Origin of the sequence: Colwellia sp. MB02u-14 (assembly GCF_014076915.1) — a bacterium.
Classification (GTDB): Bacteria; Pseudomonadota; Gammaproteobacteria; order Enterobacterales; family Alteromonadaceae; genus Colwellia_A.
On sequence record NZ_JACGUX010000081.1, the window covers coordinates 27,197 to 41,403 of the forward strand.

Annotated in this window: 13 protein-coding genes and 1 tRNA gene; 8 read left to right on the forward strand and 6 right to left on the reverse strand. The window is 36.2% G+C overall.

The genetic code is table 11. The features are described from left to right. Positions 1 to 148: 148 nt before the first annotated feature. The gene (locus tag H4J52_RS14320; RefSeq protein WP_182179356.1) at positions 149 to 889 is read right to left on the reverse strand and encodes a hypothetical protein; all 741 of its coding nucleotides are present in this window, start codon (positions 887 to 889) and stop codon (positions 149 to 151) included. Positions 890 to 1,193: 304 nt separating this feature from the next. On the opposite strand from H4J52_RS14320, the gene H4J52_RS14325 reads away from it, so the two are divergent. Together H4J52_RS14325 and H4J52_RS14330 are read left to right on the forward strand one after the other, a co-directional pair. After that, positions 1,194 to 2,828: an LruC domain-containing protein gene (locus H4J52_RS14325; protein ID WP_182179357.1), complete on the forward strand. Its 1,635-nt coding sequence runs from the start codon at positions 1,194 to 1,196 to the stop codon at positions 2,826 to 2,828. Between the two features lie 13 nt (positions 2,829 to 2,841). Then, positions 2,842 to 3,351 (forward strand): hypothetical protein, encoded by a 510-nt coding sequence (locus H4J52_RS14330; RefSeq protein WP_182179358.1) that lies wholly within the window; start codon positions 2,842 to 2,844, stop codon positions 3,349 to 3,351. A gap of 245 nt (positions 3,352 to 3,596) precedes the next feature. Here H4J52_RS14330 and H4J52_RS14335 read toward each other — a convergent pair whose 3' ends face one another. Together H4J52_RS14335 and H4J52_RS14340 are read right to left on the reverse strand one after the other, a co-directional pair. Next, positions 3,597 to 5,090 carry a sensor histidine kinase gene (locus tag H4J52_RS14335; protein ID WP_182224983.1) on the reverse strand — a complete coding sequence of 498 codons (1,494 nt, stop codon included), beginning with the start codon at positions 5,088 to 5,090 and terminating at the stop codon, positions 3,597 to 3,599. Further along, positions 5,087 to 5,635: a heme NO-binding domain-containing protein gene (locus H4J52_RS14340; RefSeq protein WP_182224985.1), complete on the reverse strand. Its 549-nt coding sequence runs from the start codon at positions 5,633 to 5,635 to the stop codon at positions 5,087 to 5,089. Before H4J52_RS14340 ends, H4J52_RS14335 begins: the two co-directional genes overlap by 4 nt. A gap of 1,216 nt (positions 5,636 to 6,851) precedes the next feature. On the opposite strand from H4J52_RS14340, the gene H4J52_RS14345 reads away from it, so the two are divergent. Next, entirely contained in the window at positions 6,852 to 7,265 is a 414-nt protein-coding gene (locus H4J52_RS14345; protein ID WP_182179362.1) for an LIC_13387 family protein, read from the forward strand. A gap of 110 nt (positions 7,266 to 7,375) precedes the next feature. Further along, on the forward strand, positions 7,376 to 7,915 hold the full coding sequence (locus H4J52_RS14350) for a hypothetical protein (RefSeq protein ID WP_182179364.1): 540 nt from the start codon (positions 7,376 to 7,378) through the stop codon (positions 7,913 to 7,915). A gap of 153 nt (positions 7,916 to 8,068) precedes the next feature. Here the strand turns inward: H4J52_RS14350 and H4J52_RS14355 are convergent. From H4J52_RS14355 to H4J52_RS14365, 3 genes are all read right to left on the reverse strand, one after another. After that, positions 8,069 to 8,145: transfer RNA gene (locus H4J52_RS14355), tRNA-Pro, on the reverse strand. 98 nt (positions 8,146 to 8,243) lie between these two features. Next, positions 8,244 to 9,941, reverse strand: coding sequence for a DUF3413 domain-containing protein (locus H4J52_RS14360; protein WP_182224987.1), 1,698 nt, complete (start codon positions 9,939 to 9,941; stop codon positions 8,244 to 8,246). Positions 9,942 to 10,005: 64 nt separating this feature from the next. Then, positions 10,006 to 10,218, reverse strand: coding sequence for a DUF1414 domain-containing protein (locus H4J52_RS14365; protein WP_182179368.1), 213 nt, complete (start codon positions 10,216 to 10,218; stop codon positions 10,006 to 10,008). A gap of 80 nt (positions 10,219 to 10,298) precedes the next feature. Here H4J52_RS14365 and yejK point away from each other — a divergent pair, with 80 nt between their 5' ends. From yejK to H4J52_RS14385, 4 genes are read left to right on the forward strand one after another with little or no spacing between them, the layout of a single operon-like run. Then, on the forward strand, positions 10,299 to 11,375 hold the full coding sequence (gene yejK, locus H4J52_RS14370) for a nucleoid-associated protein YejK (RefSeq protein WP_182223872.1): 1,077 nt from the start codon (positions 10,299 to 10,301) through the stop codon (positions 11,373 to 11,375). Between the two features lie 28 nt (positions 11,376 to 11,403). Next, the gene (pyrC, locus tag H4J52_RS14375; protein ID WP_182224989.1) at positions 11,404 to 12,456 is read left to right on the forward strand and encodes a dihydroorotase; all 1,053 of its coding nucleotides are present in this window, start codon (positions 11,404 to 11,406) and stop codon (positions 12,454 to 12,456) included. Positions 12,457 to 12,469: 13 nt separating this feature from the next. Then, positions 12,470 to 13,348, forward strand: coding sequence for a 6-carboxytetrahydropterin synthase (locus tag H4J52_RS14380; RefSeq protein WP_182179374.1), 879 nt, complete (start codon positions 12,470 to 12,472; stop codon positions 13,346 to 13,348). After that, complete coding sequence (locus tag H4J52_RS14385; protein ID WP_182224991.1) at positions 13,341 to 14,180, forward strand: M23 family metallopeptidase; 840 nt, start codon at positions 13,341 to 13,343, stop codon at positions 14,178 to 14,180. Before H4J52_RS14380 ends, H4J52_RS14385 begins: the two co-directional genes overlap by 8 nt. Positions 14,181 to 14,207 lie beyond the last annotated feature (27 nt).

Sequence of the window (14,207 nt, forward strand, 5' to 3'; positions counted from 1 at the left end):
AGTGCAGCTTAAATCATGCCAACTTTTATAATAATAAGTCATTGTTTTTATTGTTTATTTATTTGTGAGGATGATTTTATAATTTTAATTATCGTTTTGGATATGCAACTTGAAAATATTATTAAAATGAAAAATCTTAAATAAATAATCAGGTATCATCAGTTTTAGAAAAAAAATCGGTAGTATGCAGTGCAGATTTGGTCAGTTTTATTAAGGGATCTTGATGGTCATTTAGCAGATACAATGTCTGGGCATATTCCTGTAATATAGTGAGTATTCTGGTACCTCGTCCAAGCAGTTTGTGGCTAAGATTAAGAAAAAAATTTTGACGTAGGGGGCCAAAACTAAAATGTCTTATATAATCAGATAAATGTATATCGTAGGTGTTGTTCCAACGTCTATTAAGTGTACAGACAAATTGACAATTTTGGGTGTGCTCAATAATATGTCCATTTTCCCCCCAGCCAACATCATGTTCAGGTAATACTGAGAGGTGTCTAGCCGAGATAACGTCTACTAACCATTGTTGTATTTTATAATGATTTTTAACCAAGATCACACCAGAGTTAAAACGTCCGCTATAGCTCTTAGCAAGGTATAAATATTTATTTGGCCGAAGTAGTGATTCAAGTTGATATGCACTTGTCTTAATATAAGCATCAGCATCGACAAATAATACCGTGTTATATCCTGCCTTTAACGCTTCAAGCATTACGGTTAACTTTAACCAACAACATTCGACACCCATAGAAGTGAAATAAGGACGACAGATCACCCTATACTCATAGCCATAATGCTTTGCATATGCTCGCTGTGAACTTATACAATCACGGTACAACCACTGATAACCGTTTAGGGCAATACTAAAGATCAATGTTTTATTTTGCATATTCGTTGCCTATTATTTTGATTAACAATCAGGTAATAACTATTAGCAAGAACCAATCCATATAATACCAGGTTGAAATTGGCGCTTTCTCTCTGCGAATTGATAAAATATCTTTTTTTGCGATGCAAATTGCAAAAAATATCAATATTTTTTCTTTATGACAAGCTATAAAGCACCTGAGCAGTTGCTTTATAGGGGGATGTAAAACTTGGCTTGATGTTAGCATTGTATTCTTGGTAATCCGGATACAACCACCATCTCGATGGACCACTTAAGATTAGTTACAGGATCAGGAAGCAATATTATGAAAAAACAATTCAGCTTTAGTTTTATCAGTATATTAATACTACTGAGTTATTCTACCTTAGCCACAGAGCAAGAAAATGGCGATTATGTTTGGCAATTTCTGTCTGGACAACCTTGGCCTATTGGATATAATCAAAATATTGGTAAGCCAGATAATTTATTGTGGAGTGCCAGTGAATACACCACGGACTTCTTTGCTCGTATCAATAATGCACTGCCAGAAAGTGAGTTAAATGAAGCTTTTTTAACTGATGATTGTGGGTCAATAGTCGATCTAGATGAGGAAGGTGAAGTATTTGTTACTTTTGTTCACGAAGGAACGGACTATAAAAATGCCTTTGGTTTTTTCACTTTTGATCGGGACAATCCGCCACAATCCAGCGCCGAAGTAATGGAAACTATTATTTTCCCAAATTTATCGTTTCCTCATATGGCCAGTGGCCATCGATTAAGTTTGGGCACTTTTCCTGCGGGTACCAGCATAGGATTTTTGATTGCGGCTAATGGCTTTGATTATTATACTGGCGTAAGAACAGAAGAAATCCCTTACTACTACTCATTACAATATCTTAATCCAGAAGAGGATCCTACTTTACGTCAACATACGGTGCTACTTTATGATGAAGAGGTGGGCGAAGTGATTTTGGGTTTTGAAGATTTACCGGGAACATGGGGAGATAATGATTTTAATGATGCGGTATTTAGCATTAAAACAAGCCCAGGAACCGCGATACATAACGAATCCCTTACCAAGGTGCCTGACGTTAACGATAGTGATGCAGATGGTTTAATTGACTCCTTGGATGAATTTCCAGAAGATTATCGACGTGCATACAGTACATATTTCCCCAGTCAAACGGAGTTTGTGACCCTTGCTTATGAGGATAATTGGCCAAAACTTGGCGATTACGACTTTAACGATTTGGTTGTCAAAGAGCGCTTTCAGACAACTTATGATGCTTCAGGTCTCGTCAGTGGTTTCATTATTCAGGGTTTTATATCCGCTCGTGGCGGATCAAACGCTAATGGATTTGCGCTCAGGTTAGTCGACATTCCAGCGTCGCAAGTTGAATATGCCAACTTTCAGATAAATAATATCACTTATGATAAAAAAACAGAGTCAAATCAGTCAGATGCAGTTATCTCTTTATGGGGTAATAGTAAAGTCTTTACTGATACGGGTGAAACTGGCCAATGTTCGTTGTTTAATACGAACAAAAACTGTGCTGAATTTGCCCCTGTCGAATTTACTTTTGACCTAAGGTTTACCAATGGTTTACTGTCTTTGAATCATTCTGTAATCGATTTTTTTATCTATCGTTCAAATGATCGTACCCTGGAAATTCATATGCCGGGCTATGCGCCAACAGACTGGTTTAACTTTGCTCGTTTTGGAACCGCCGACGACACTTCTGATGTTAGTCAAGAACGATACTTTAGATCTACGAATAATTTACCCTGGGGTTTAAAAATCAGTGATAACTGGGCTTACCCCCGTGAATATATCGATGTGTTGTGGGCTTATCCCGATTATGAAGAGTGGGTTGAAAGTTCAGGAGGTTTGGCAACGGCGTGGTATAAAACCAGTAATCGTACAAGCCACTTTTATGTTCCCACAATAATTAACCCATAAAAGGATAAAGAAAATGAATAATTTATTGTTAAATAAAAGGTATGTTTTAAGGCCAACTACCATTGGACTTGTATTGATTATACTGTTTTTGGCTTTATTTTTACCTGCTGACGCCAATGAAAATACACGACAGGATCATCAGCCAATGGCTGGAAAACTTGATACAAATGCGGGTCGTTCAAAAGAGCTATATGTTGAACCTGAGTTTCGTTTTGATACGTTTAAACTGATGACCGTAGATATATCAGTAGTTGACATAAATGGGAACCCTGTTGCTGGGGCAATTGCGCTTATTTCGAATATACCGGAAGAGGTTTTAGACCTGTATGATCAACGACTCGAACAAAAATCGCTAATAGGTGTTGTGCGCTCAGATGAATATGGGCGTGTTTACCAAACGTTAGAGCTCTCAAGTTCAGTCAAAAGGGTTTTGCTTGAGCTGAACATACAAAGTGAGAACAATAAAGTCATTATTGAATTAGATAATACAGAATACATAAGCCATTTTTTTCAAGTGGAATAAGGCGAAAATAATTTTAAATGCTAGTCAACATGAAACCAACTAATAATGAGGTTCGTGTTGACGGTGAATAAATGTCAATTATATAAGATACGCGAACAACAAAATAGTTAGTTAGTAAATTTAATCCCCTCGATAGTACGTTTGATATGAAGCAAAAATATTGATTAACTATAGAAAGTTGGTCAAACGCCGACCATTTTTTATTTTATCTGAGATAAATTGCCATTAATAAAAAGGTGGGATTTTTATTTGACTGACATTTTTATAAAAGATATTTCAAAAGTTGTTCCTACACCTTCAATAGACTTGACGGTTATTGTTGCATCATGGGCCTCAATAATTGCAAAAGAAACAGATAAGCCCAATCCAGTTCCTTCTCCCACAGGTTTGGTCGTAAAGAACGGTGTAAAAAGCTGTTTGAGAATTTTTTTGTCCATGCCACTCCCTGTATCAGAGACCCTAATAATCAACGAATCATCAGTTTCCCTGCCCGTTATACTTAAGACGCCATCATTATCCATTGCATAAGACGCATTGACAAAAAGATTAACAAATACTTGCTGCAGTTGCCCCTTATTACCCATGATAAAGGGCAGGTAATCGGTTAGTTCATTTTCAATGTTATGGTTGTACCTTAGAGAAGAAACTTTGAGAGCACCTTCAATGCAGCCAACAATAGACATTTCACAAAATGCGGTCTTTCCGCTATGTGAAAAGGTTTTTAGGCTATCAACTATGTCTCTTACTCTATCAATGCCATCAATATTTGATCGCAGTAAACTAAAGGCATCAGTGGCAATGTAATCAATATCAGCTTCGCTGATGAATTGTTCAAAAGACTCCAGATTTAATGAATGATGCTCAGACAGGTGATGCTTAATATCCCGGTATAGTGCATTGTATACTTTTAAGTCATCAAGTAATATTTCCATATTGGAGCGAATGAAAGCAATAGGGTTGTTAATTTCATGGGCCACCCCCGCTGAAAGTTGACCAAGTAATGCCATTTTTTCATACTGCATTAATTGGCCTTTAGCCCTTTCTAAACTTGTAACACTATCATTTAATTTACTTTTATTTTCAATCATTTGAACATCATTTAATCTGCGCCTAATACTACTGAGTAAGTGTCCTTTGGCAGTATCTAAGACAAATAACGATTCTTTGTCTAAATATTCGGCACGACTCAAAAATGTAATCCACACTTTTTGCTCATTGTGTAATTGAATATTAAAATAAACGAGCCAGTTAAATCCTGCTAACTGTCCTTTCTCTTTTAGGGGGATTGGTACCACAGACCAAGACTGATAAACGGCATCTTGAGCTAGTGGTAAATACTCCATGTATGCTAAGAGAAATTCTTGATTGAGTGACCACCCAGTCTCCTTATTCCAAAGTTGAGTATTATTAAAATCTACGGTTGAGCCCAATTTAGTCACGAGGAAAAAACCATATTCTGCCGAGAAAAAATTGCCTGTTAACTCAACCGTATTTAACATTAGCTCTGTCATCGATAGTTTGGAAATAACATCATCAGATGCTTTAGCAAGAAACTCTAGTTCGGCCTGTTTTTTTTTAGCGTTAACTAAAGACGCTTGCAAAGACTGATTGGTCTCGTAGAGTTCTCTTGAGTAATTTTCAAGTTGCTGCTCAGCTAAACATCTTGCCTTCCTCTCTCTTTGTGCTTTACGTTCATAAACAGCTAATTGTTTTCTCAGGGACTCCAAAGCGTCTTTCATAATTTTTCAACCTTTATTAAACAACGTTGTTGACCTTCATGCTCACATTCAATCTGACAGACGTTGACACTTTGGCCAGTATGTTCAGCTAAGCCATGAACTAACCCCTCACAAAAATAACACAGTTGACGATTTGATTTGTAGTGAAAAATTAATGTCGTAGGTGTCTCGTCAATAAATATAAATTCTGGTAATAAAGCCTCTGGTTCGAATTTTTTAACTTCACTATGAATTAAGTTTTGTACCTTATGTAAGAATTCAAAAACATCTTTTATCTTGTCTGTGTTTGCGCTGGCTGGAATATGAGGGTAAATAGCGCTAAAGAAAAAATGGCCAAAAGCCTGTTGAATTCTTTTGATGGAAATATTTTTTTTCTTTTTTATTAATCTAAAGAGAATCATTAATTCTTGATTATCATAAATAATAGTTGAAGTGAATGCTCCTTCACTCGGTAAGTTAGCTGCTGTCAACAAGTCATCCCAAAAAAATTCTCCCCAACGTTCTACAATAAATTCATTAAATTTAATTAAAACAATTCCTTTCATCTGGTTACCCTTTTATGTGGACTTCTCCATTGACTCTATTAAAAATCAAACCGAACTTTATTACTTTTTTTTGAAGTATAGCTTATTAATGACAGAGGAAGCACTTTCTAACTATTAGGCGGCATTTTGCAGACTTGACTAAATACCAGATGATTTATACGGTAACTTCAAGCAACGAAAACACTCTATTCACTTCCGCTTGCCTAGGTTCTTACCGAGTGTTTTAAAGCCAATTGAATATTTTTACAGATGATTTTTTGTCTTTATTGATCACGCTTTTACAGTTGATATTAATCAGAGGTAGGCATTTATCTTCAAAGTAAGAATGAATAGGGCGATTATGTCTAGGTAGCATTGCTGTATATTCAGGCGTATTATCTGATAATTATAATTGTTTTTTATTGAGTTACGTCTAAAGAGCAAGCACCTGACATATCTTATATTGGCTTGTCAGTGTTATTTTCGTTAACTATTAATTTTGTGTATTATGGTCATGTCGATGCATTAAGTTTTGCTTAGTTTACGTTATAAACCTTTACCATTCTTGCACAGGCCATGATTAAGGGCTGCTTTCATCATTAGGAACAACGAAATAAATGTGTAAGGGCGTAGGTCAATGTCGAGGGAGTTTTCCCTGTATCAACACCAATATTAATTTCATTTTAATTATTGATGCTATTCATCATTAGCTACACCTGTCTTACTCTTCGGATTCAAGGCCCAGCTGACTATCCGAGTTTAGTGCTTGGAGTTTTATACGGTGTTCAATCTTGTTATGGGTCTCTCAATAGAGGAGTCTTTGTTCAATCAAACTACTGTATAAAAAGGCTTTAGTTGCTGCTATAGCTTTGGCTTCACTTGACCTAAACTTGTTTTTAAAAGAACAAAAAAGATGGATGTATTATCTATACGAGCGATTCAAGCAGGCAACACTAGTTCTGAATCGTTCTTGTGGTGTTTGCTTTCTTTTTTTGTAATTATATTGTTAAATGTTATTGCTTATCTGTTACGTTTTGTGTCTAAGTGTTGCGGTAGCTTTTTACTTATCACTCTCATCAATGCAGTTTAACATTTTGTAATGAGCTTGGTGTTTTTAACTAAATGTTAGCAAGTGACTCAAACGGAGAAAAGTAGTTGGCTGGGCTGCGTTCCTCACACATTTTAGCCAATTATTTTTCCACTTAATATGGTGTTATATATTTAAAAGGAGTTAGGCGTGTTATCACAAGTATTATTCATCGTAGGTGCTGCAATATTCGGATTACTGGGTTTTGTACATTTAATTTATACTTTATTTACTGACAAGTTTCATCCGCACAACCCTGATGTAATGGCCGTAATGAAAAGCTCCACAACAAAAATAACCAAAGAAACAACTGTTTGGCGTGCTTGGGTTGGTTTCAACGCTAGTCATAGTATAGGCGCAATACTTTTTGCCGCCATTTACATTCCTTTAGGTTTTTCACACATCCAATTTATTGTTAATAATAGTTGGTTTGGTGTATTACCTTCTATTATTGGAATTTCATATTTGATTATAGCAAAAGATTACTGGTTTAAAATCCCATTTTTTGGCATTCTAATCTCAACAATATGTTTTGTAAGTGCTTTTTTTCTAATTAACACATAATAATTTCAACCAGGACAAATGACCGTGCCTAGCTTCGTGCTTCGCAATTTTAGTCATTACTTTTTCGCCACTTAATAGGGCGTTAGCGTTTATCAGAATATGGAGTACAAATGAAAAATATATCGATTACCATTGCTCTAGCGTCAATGGTTTTATTCTCTTGTGGTGGTTCTGAAGGAGATGTTACTACTGAAAAGTCAAATCAAGACCTTATAGCAAATTTATCGTATACATCTTGGAAAAAAGAATGTTTTCCTTATGATAAATTGTCCACTGACGGCTCACCAGTTTCATGGTACATCAACATTAGGTTACGTATAGATTCTTCGATGAAGTCTACTTATATAACAGAATTTTTCCGACCAAGTGATACAGCATGTGCTTCAATGATGTTTAACACTACTGATATCTCAAGACTTGAAATTACAGATAAAATTATAAGTGAAGAGAGCATTGAAGCTTACGGCCTAAATGAGACTTTTATTTTTAGTTCAGATAAGACCAATCCACCTCCGCGTTATACTTTAATTTATATTGATAGTGAACGATTATATTTTGGTCAAAAGTCTGGTTCAAATCTTGGAAAAACCCCTGAAACAAGACATTCTTCTATTTCTCTTGATGACTATTTTTCTCAAATTATAAACTAAAAACTTAACAAGAATTTTAAGTAGGGCAGCTAACAGCTTACTAAGTTCACGCATGAATATAGCTTTGAAAGGTGGGAATTAAAAAGTTATTATATTTCTCAAACTGAAATAAAAAAAAGCCCTGTGTAAACAGGGCTTTAATATTACTAAATGTGGTCGGAGTAGCAAGATTCGAACTTGCGACCTCACGTCCCCCAGACGCACGCGCTACCAAGCTGCGCTATACCCCGAAACAGTAAACTTTAAGAGGGTTAATAAATTTACTGCTTGTATAATAATGGTTTAATCAGTGATTGCAATATAAAGTAACGAAAATTAATGCGTTCGATTATTTATTACTCAACTTATTCGTCTGTTGGCTAAATTGCTTAATAAAATTCACCCCATCAATCATTAATGGGAAGTCTGAGTTAACCATTATCGGTGCAGCTAGTTGACGTGAATAGCTTTGAAAGTTACCGTTTTGATCAATAAACACTGATTTGTCTTTACTAAAGACCATCATGCCATCGTCCATCGTGTTAGCAATAATGCGGTCTTTCGCTAATTTCAATAAGTCTTTGCCATTACTGTAAGCTTGTTCATTAAGATCGCAATTTAACCAGCGATTCATCAATGTTGGTTGAATGTCCATATGGCTGGTTAAATGGCTAACTGTTTTACTCTTACTGTCAGGTAAAATAAGGAGTGAAGGTTTAATCGATAAACTTGTCGCTTTTGATGCATTACCCACCGACGTTATCCAGATAATATCTTTAATTTGTTTTGCTTTTTGCGCTAAGAGCAAAGCATCCATAAATAATTCAAACTGATAACTATTACTGTCTGCAAAATAGAACAAGTGTAAACCGTCAGAGATGTTATTTAGCTTTTCAGCAAAGACTAACGTTGAAATATTATTAAGTGAGCTTTTCTCGTTAAACAAGTGTTCAAAACCGTATGATTGTTGCGATCCTTCATCATTTTTACTGTCTTTACCATGGATCAATGTGTAGGTGGTTGCAAGTTTATTGCTTGCTAATAATTGAAACAATAATGGAATCGCATTCTGCTTGACGAGTCCGTCTTGGTAAATACTGGGTAAGCTATAAAACAGATTGAACCAAGCGCTGTTAGGTAACGCGTTATCAATATGATGTTCTAATGTTAATTCGTTTTGGGTGTTTCTTTGCTTAAACTGCTTAATCTGTTTATCGGTCAACATTTCATCGTTAACCACCATAAAGACTGATTGTTGTATGGGTAATTCAGCTGAACATTCGTCACTTAATAACGGATATTGTGGAATTTCATTGGTAAATGCCAGTGGGCTAGTGGTGCGCTCGATATAGGCTTCTCTGTCAAACAGGCCATATTTTGTTAGCAATGTTTTGGCCGTTGCAGGATAAGATAAAGGTAAAACCGTATCTTGTCTTAAAATATCATATTCTAAATTAGCATCGGCCCAAATATGTATAAGGTGGCTAAAGAAAAAAGAACTGACTAAACCAATAACAACAAATTTGGCAAAGACAACTTTTTGTAAATCTCGTAGATGTTTCCAAGCGTAATTACTCATTGTTAATTCAAAGGCAAAGATAACCAGTGTTAACAAGATACTGGCAAACCAAAACATACGACTGTTGTGATGTATTTGCGTGGTAATCAAGTCAAAAATTTGTGCACTTGAAGAGGCATTTAAATGATAGCCTAAACTATTATAGATATAAGCATCAAGTAACAAGACCAATAATTGTATGGTGAACACGACAGAAGCTGTTGCTCTGATAAACCGAGTATGTGGAAATATTAAGGTGATCGGGAACAGTATTAAAACGAAGGTCATAAAGGTTAAGAAACCCATATGACTAAACCAGGTAGTGACCAAATAAAACTGGCCCAGTAATGTTTCTGGGCCGCCTTCACTAAAAATATAAAAGGACGATAGTCCAATAGCAGCAATTATATTAAAAAAAGTGAACCAATGGCTCCAACTAATTAGGTGTAACAGACGCTTGCTATACGTTTTTGAGTCAAATGCAACCATAGGTAATTATCATTCTCTTATTATTTTAGTTTATCAGGTTTATATTTTTAAAATTAATAGGTAATTATTGGACTGATTTTCGTAAAGCGTTAGTGAAATTGGTTACAATTTCAGCTCTTTTAGCTTCAGGAATATTTTTATTAATAATTTCTGTTAAGGTATTTCCTAAGCACATCAGCGCTAGATCAGGGGTTGCAGACTCATTAACTAAAACATCATGTAAGCTTTGGATAATTTTTTCTACACGTTCGTTGGAATACTTGGATACAATAGGCATCTTAAAATACTTAATAGGTTGCTTGATAGATTTATACAAGTTTATCAAATGCCTGAACAATATAAAACTGGCCTTTAACTATGAGCTTAATTATTTCAAACATTGCCCTACATTTTTTAACTAAAAAAGAAGAAACCGGTGAAGTTGTGCTGCGTTTAGGGCCAGAATCCATCGAATTTAGCAGCAAGATTGAAAACTTTGTTGATGGCTTACATAAAATCTACAACGCTAAAGCAAGTAAGGCCTACGGGCACTTTTCGTCAATGCCGGCTGCAGGAGATACTGCTCGCTTTGTTGATATTATGGAAAGTTATTTAGCGGATGCACAAAGTTTTTATGCTTTTAGTTGCCAAGCAGCAAATTTATTAAAAAATGAATTAGAAAAATATAATTTGGCAGAAACTGGATATCTTGTTGTTTGTCACTATGAATATATGGGTGGGCGTTACTTACTCGCGACGGTTATTCCTGTTTCAGAGCATTATTCTGTCGATGGAGAATTAAATATCTCTGCTGACAAACACCTCGATACTGCGCGTATGCAATTAGCAGCTCGCATTGATTTATTCGATTATAAAGATAACGAACAAGGTAATAAGTACGTTTCGTTTATTAAAGGCCGAGCAGGTCGCGTTGTTTCTGATTTTTTCTTAGACTTTTTAGGCTGTGAAGAAGGTTTAAATTCAAAAGAACAAACACAAACATTAGTACAAGCCGTTGAAGATTATGTTTCGGTTAATCAACTTGATGCGACAGAAAAACAAAATACCCGTAAGGAATTGCTCAATTATTGTAAAGAGCAGAAAAGCGCGGCACAAGATGTTTCGATTCAAGAAATAGGACAAGTGATTAAACAAGAAGGGGCAAGTCAAGATTTTCATCAATTTTGCCAAGAGCAATCTTACCCACTTGAAGCCTCTTTTCCGCATGACCAAACCGTTGTTAATAAAGTGACTAAATATTCCGGTTATGGCAATGGTATTAGCTTAAGTTTTGAACGTAGCCATTTTGGTGAAGATGTCGTTTATAATGCAGCGAATGACAGTCTTACTATTTACAAAGTACCACCAAATTTAAAAGATCAATTATTAGCGTTATTACAAACGGCTGATAAAAATGAACAAGAATCGCAGCAATCTGAAAATACAGAATTTTAAATTAGCAAATAAATTGATAGGTATGAAAATGACAACATTAACCATTACTCGCCCAGACGATTGGCATGTACATTTACGCGATGGCGAAGCATTAACGACCACAGTGCCTGACACTAGCCGTTATTTTGGGCGCGCTATTGTTATGCCAAATTTAGTGCCACCCGTAACAAATGCTGAACTAGCGACGCAATATCATCAACGAATTTTGGCCGCTAACACCAATAACTCCAGTAAAAGCAAACAATTTCAACCTTTAATGGTGTTGTACTTAACAGATAAAACAACACCTCAAGAAATAAAAGACGCTAAAGCTACGGGTATTGTTTTTGCTGCTAAGCTATATCCTGCTGGAGCAACCACCAATTCATCTTCGGGTGTGACGAATGTTGATAATATTGCTGACGTTTTAGCCGCAATGCAAGAAGTGGGCATGCCTTTATTAGTTCATGGTGAAGTCACTGACAATCATATTGATATATTTGATCGCGAAGCGGTATTTATCGATACGATATTAAAACCTTTAGTGGCTAAATATCGTGATTTAAAAATTGTTTTAGAACACATAACCACTAAAAATGCGGTTGAATTTGTGCAACAAGCCAGTGACAACGTTGCGGCGACCATAACCGTTCATCACTTGTTATTTAACCGTAATGATATGTTAGTGGGGGGGATGCGTCCTCATTACTTCTGTTTACCTATTTTGAAACGTAATATTCATCAACACGCATTAATTGAAGCTGCAACTGGTGGCAGTGCTAAGTTTTTCTTAGGCACAGATTCTGCTCCTCATCCCCAACATGCCAAAGAATCTGATTGTGGTTGTGCTGGGTGTTATACATCACATGCTGCCATTGAACTTTACGCAGAGGTATTTGAAGAAGTAGGGGCTTTGGACAAATTAGAAGGTTTTGCAAGTTTACACGGCCCAGCCTTTTATAATTTGCCCGTGAACGATGATAAAATAACCTTAGAAAAAGTTGAATGGCATGTCCCTGCCACTTTATCATTCGGTCAAGATGTTGTTGTGCCTATTCGCGCAAATGATACCATCGCTTGGCAAGTAAAAGACGCGCTCTAAATAGGAAGTAATAATGCAATTATTTGTAAATGATTTAACGGTCATTGATTTTTCATACTGCTGTCCACAACGCGGTATTGTAGGTGAGAGTTGGATTGTCGATGTACTACTTAATGGTGCACTCAATGAAATGAGCATGGTACTTGATTTTGCTGTTGTTAAAAAACAAATTAAAGCAATTATTGATGATGCTGTTGATCATAAATTACTATTACCGATGAAAAACGCCTGTATCACTGTTACAGATTCCTCACATCATAACGAACATGAATACGTTGACTTAACCACTGAACGTGCCAATTATTATTTACAGTCTCCACATTGTGCTTTTGCAAAAATAGCCACTGATACTATTGATATAGCTTCAGTGACTAAGCATTTAACCGCGATTATTTTAGAGCAATTACCACAAAATGTTCAAGGGCTGAAATTAACACTGCGACCAGAGAATATCAGTGGTGATTATTATCATTACACGCATGGGTTAAAATTACATGACGGCAATTGTCAGCGTATTGCTCATGGTCACCGCTCTACAATTAATATCTTACAAAACGGTGAGCGTGTTGCGCAATTAGAAAAGGCGTGGTGTTTGCGTTGGGAAGATATTTATATTGCTTCAGAAGTCGACCGAGTTGAAAGACAACATATCGAACTGTCGGCATTTGCTTATAGCAATTTGACTCCCGATCACCATTATTTTTCTTATACCGCGCCACAGGGGCGTTTTGATATTGCGGTTGAAAGCAAAGTATTAGATGTTGTAGATTGTGATTCTACGGTTGAGCTATTAGCTGATTTTATTGCTAGACAATTAGTTGCTGATAATAATAAAGACATAACCGTAGTCGCCTATGAGGGTGTAGGCAAAGGCGCTATTGCCAATGCTTAGTATTATCGATATAAAAAAAATTCAGCTTGTGGCTTTTTGTTTAGTCAGTATATTATTTAGCCAAAACCTGATGGCTGAAATTAAGCTTTCAGGGGAAATAAAGCAGGGCGCTTTAGTTATAGGTAAAACAGCGATTAATAATATCGTTACGTTCGATGGCAAAGTGCTGCCTTTATCAACGCAAGGCGATTATGTTTTTGGTTTCGGGCGAGATGATGTTAAGCCTCATCAATTAGTGATCACTCAGCCAGATGGTAAAAGAGAGCAAAAAACCTTAACGCCAACAAAGCGTGAATATAATATTCAACGTATTGAAGGCATTGCTAAAAAAATAATGAATCCACACCCCAAGTCTGTAGCCCGATCTAAAAAAGATGGTATTGACGTCAGAGCAGCGAGACAAACCTTAAGCGATAAAAATTATTTTTCAGCAGGTTTTATTGCTCCTATAAAAGGTGTTATCACGGGTGTATATGGAAGCCAACGTGTTTTTAATAGTATACCTAAACGCCCACACTTTGGCTTAGATTACGCCGGCAATACTGGCGATCCAGTCAAAGCACCTGCATCTGGCACTGTGGTGATGTTCGTGCCAGATATGTTTTATTCTGGTGGTACAATGATCATTGACCACGGCCATGGCATTACTTCTAGCTTCTTACATTTAAGTAAATCTTACGTTAAGAAAGGGGATGATGTTGAAAAAGGACAAGTCGTCGCGGCCGTAGGCTCTAGTGGCAGAACTACAGGTCCTCATTTAGATTGGCGTATTAATTGGTTTAATATGCGTTTAGATCCCGCATTAGCGTTAAAAGCTTTTCCGATTAAATAGAAATTTTAACGCTATATATTAAGGTCT

What these genes read in the sequence shown, in the direction of transcription:
- H4J52_RS14320 (WP_182179356.1), bottom strand. Translation starts at nt 889, where the DNA reads ATGCAAAATAAAACATTGATCTTTAGTATTGCCCTAAACGGTTATCAG.
- H4J52_RS14325 (WP_182179357.1), top strand. Translation starts at nt 1,194, where the DNA reads ATGAAAAAACAATTCAGCTTTAGTTTTATCAGTATATTAATACTACTG.
- H4J52_RS14330 (WP_182179358.1), top strand. Translation starts at nt 2,842, where the DNA reads ATGAATAATTTATTGTTAAATAAAAGGTATGTTTTAAGGCCAACTACC.
- H4J52_RS14335 (WP_182224983.1), bottom strand. Translation starts at nt 5,090, where the DNA reads ATGAAAGACGCTTTGGAGTCCCTGAGAAAACAATTAGCTGTTTATGAA.
- H4J52_RS14340 (WP_182224985.1), bottom strand. Translation starts at nt 5,635, where the DNA reads ATGAAAGGAATTGTTTTAATTAAATTTAATGAATTTATTGTAGAACGT.
- H4J52_RS14350 (WP_182179364.1), top strand. Translation starts at nt 7,376, where the DNA reads ATGAAAAATATATCGATTACCATTGCTCTAGCGTCAATGGTTTTATTC.
- H4J52_RS14360 (WP_182224987.1), bottom strand. Translation starts at nt 9,941, where the DNA reads ATGGTTGCATTTGACTCAAAAACGTATAGCAAGCGTCTGTTACACCTA.
- H4J52_RS14365 (WP_182179368.1), bottom strand. Translation starts at nt 10,218, where the DNA reads ATGCCTATTGTATCCAAGTATTCCAACGAACGTGTAGAAAAAATTATC.
- yejK (WP_182223872.1), top strand. Translation starts at nt 10,299, where the DNA reads ATGAGCTTAATTATTTCAAACATTGCCCTACATTTTTTAACTAAAAAA.
- pyrC (WP_182224989.1), top strand. Translation starts at nt 11,404, where the DNA reads ATGACAACATTAACCATTACTCGCCCAGACGATTGGCATGTACATTTA.
- H4J52_RS14380 (WP_182179374.1), top strand. Translation starts at nt 12,470, where the DNA reads ATGCAATTATTTGTAAATGATTTAACGGTCATTGATTTTTCATACTGC.
- H4J52_RS14385 (WP_182224991.1), top strand. Translation starts at nt 13,341, where the DNA reads ATGCTTAGTATTATCGATATAAAAAAAATTCAGCTTGTGGCTTTTTGT.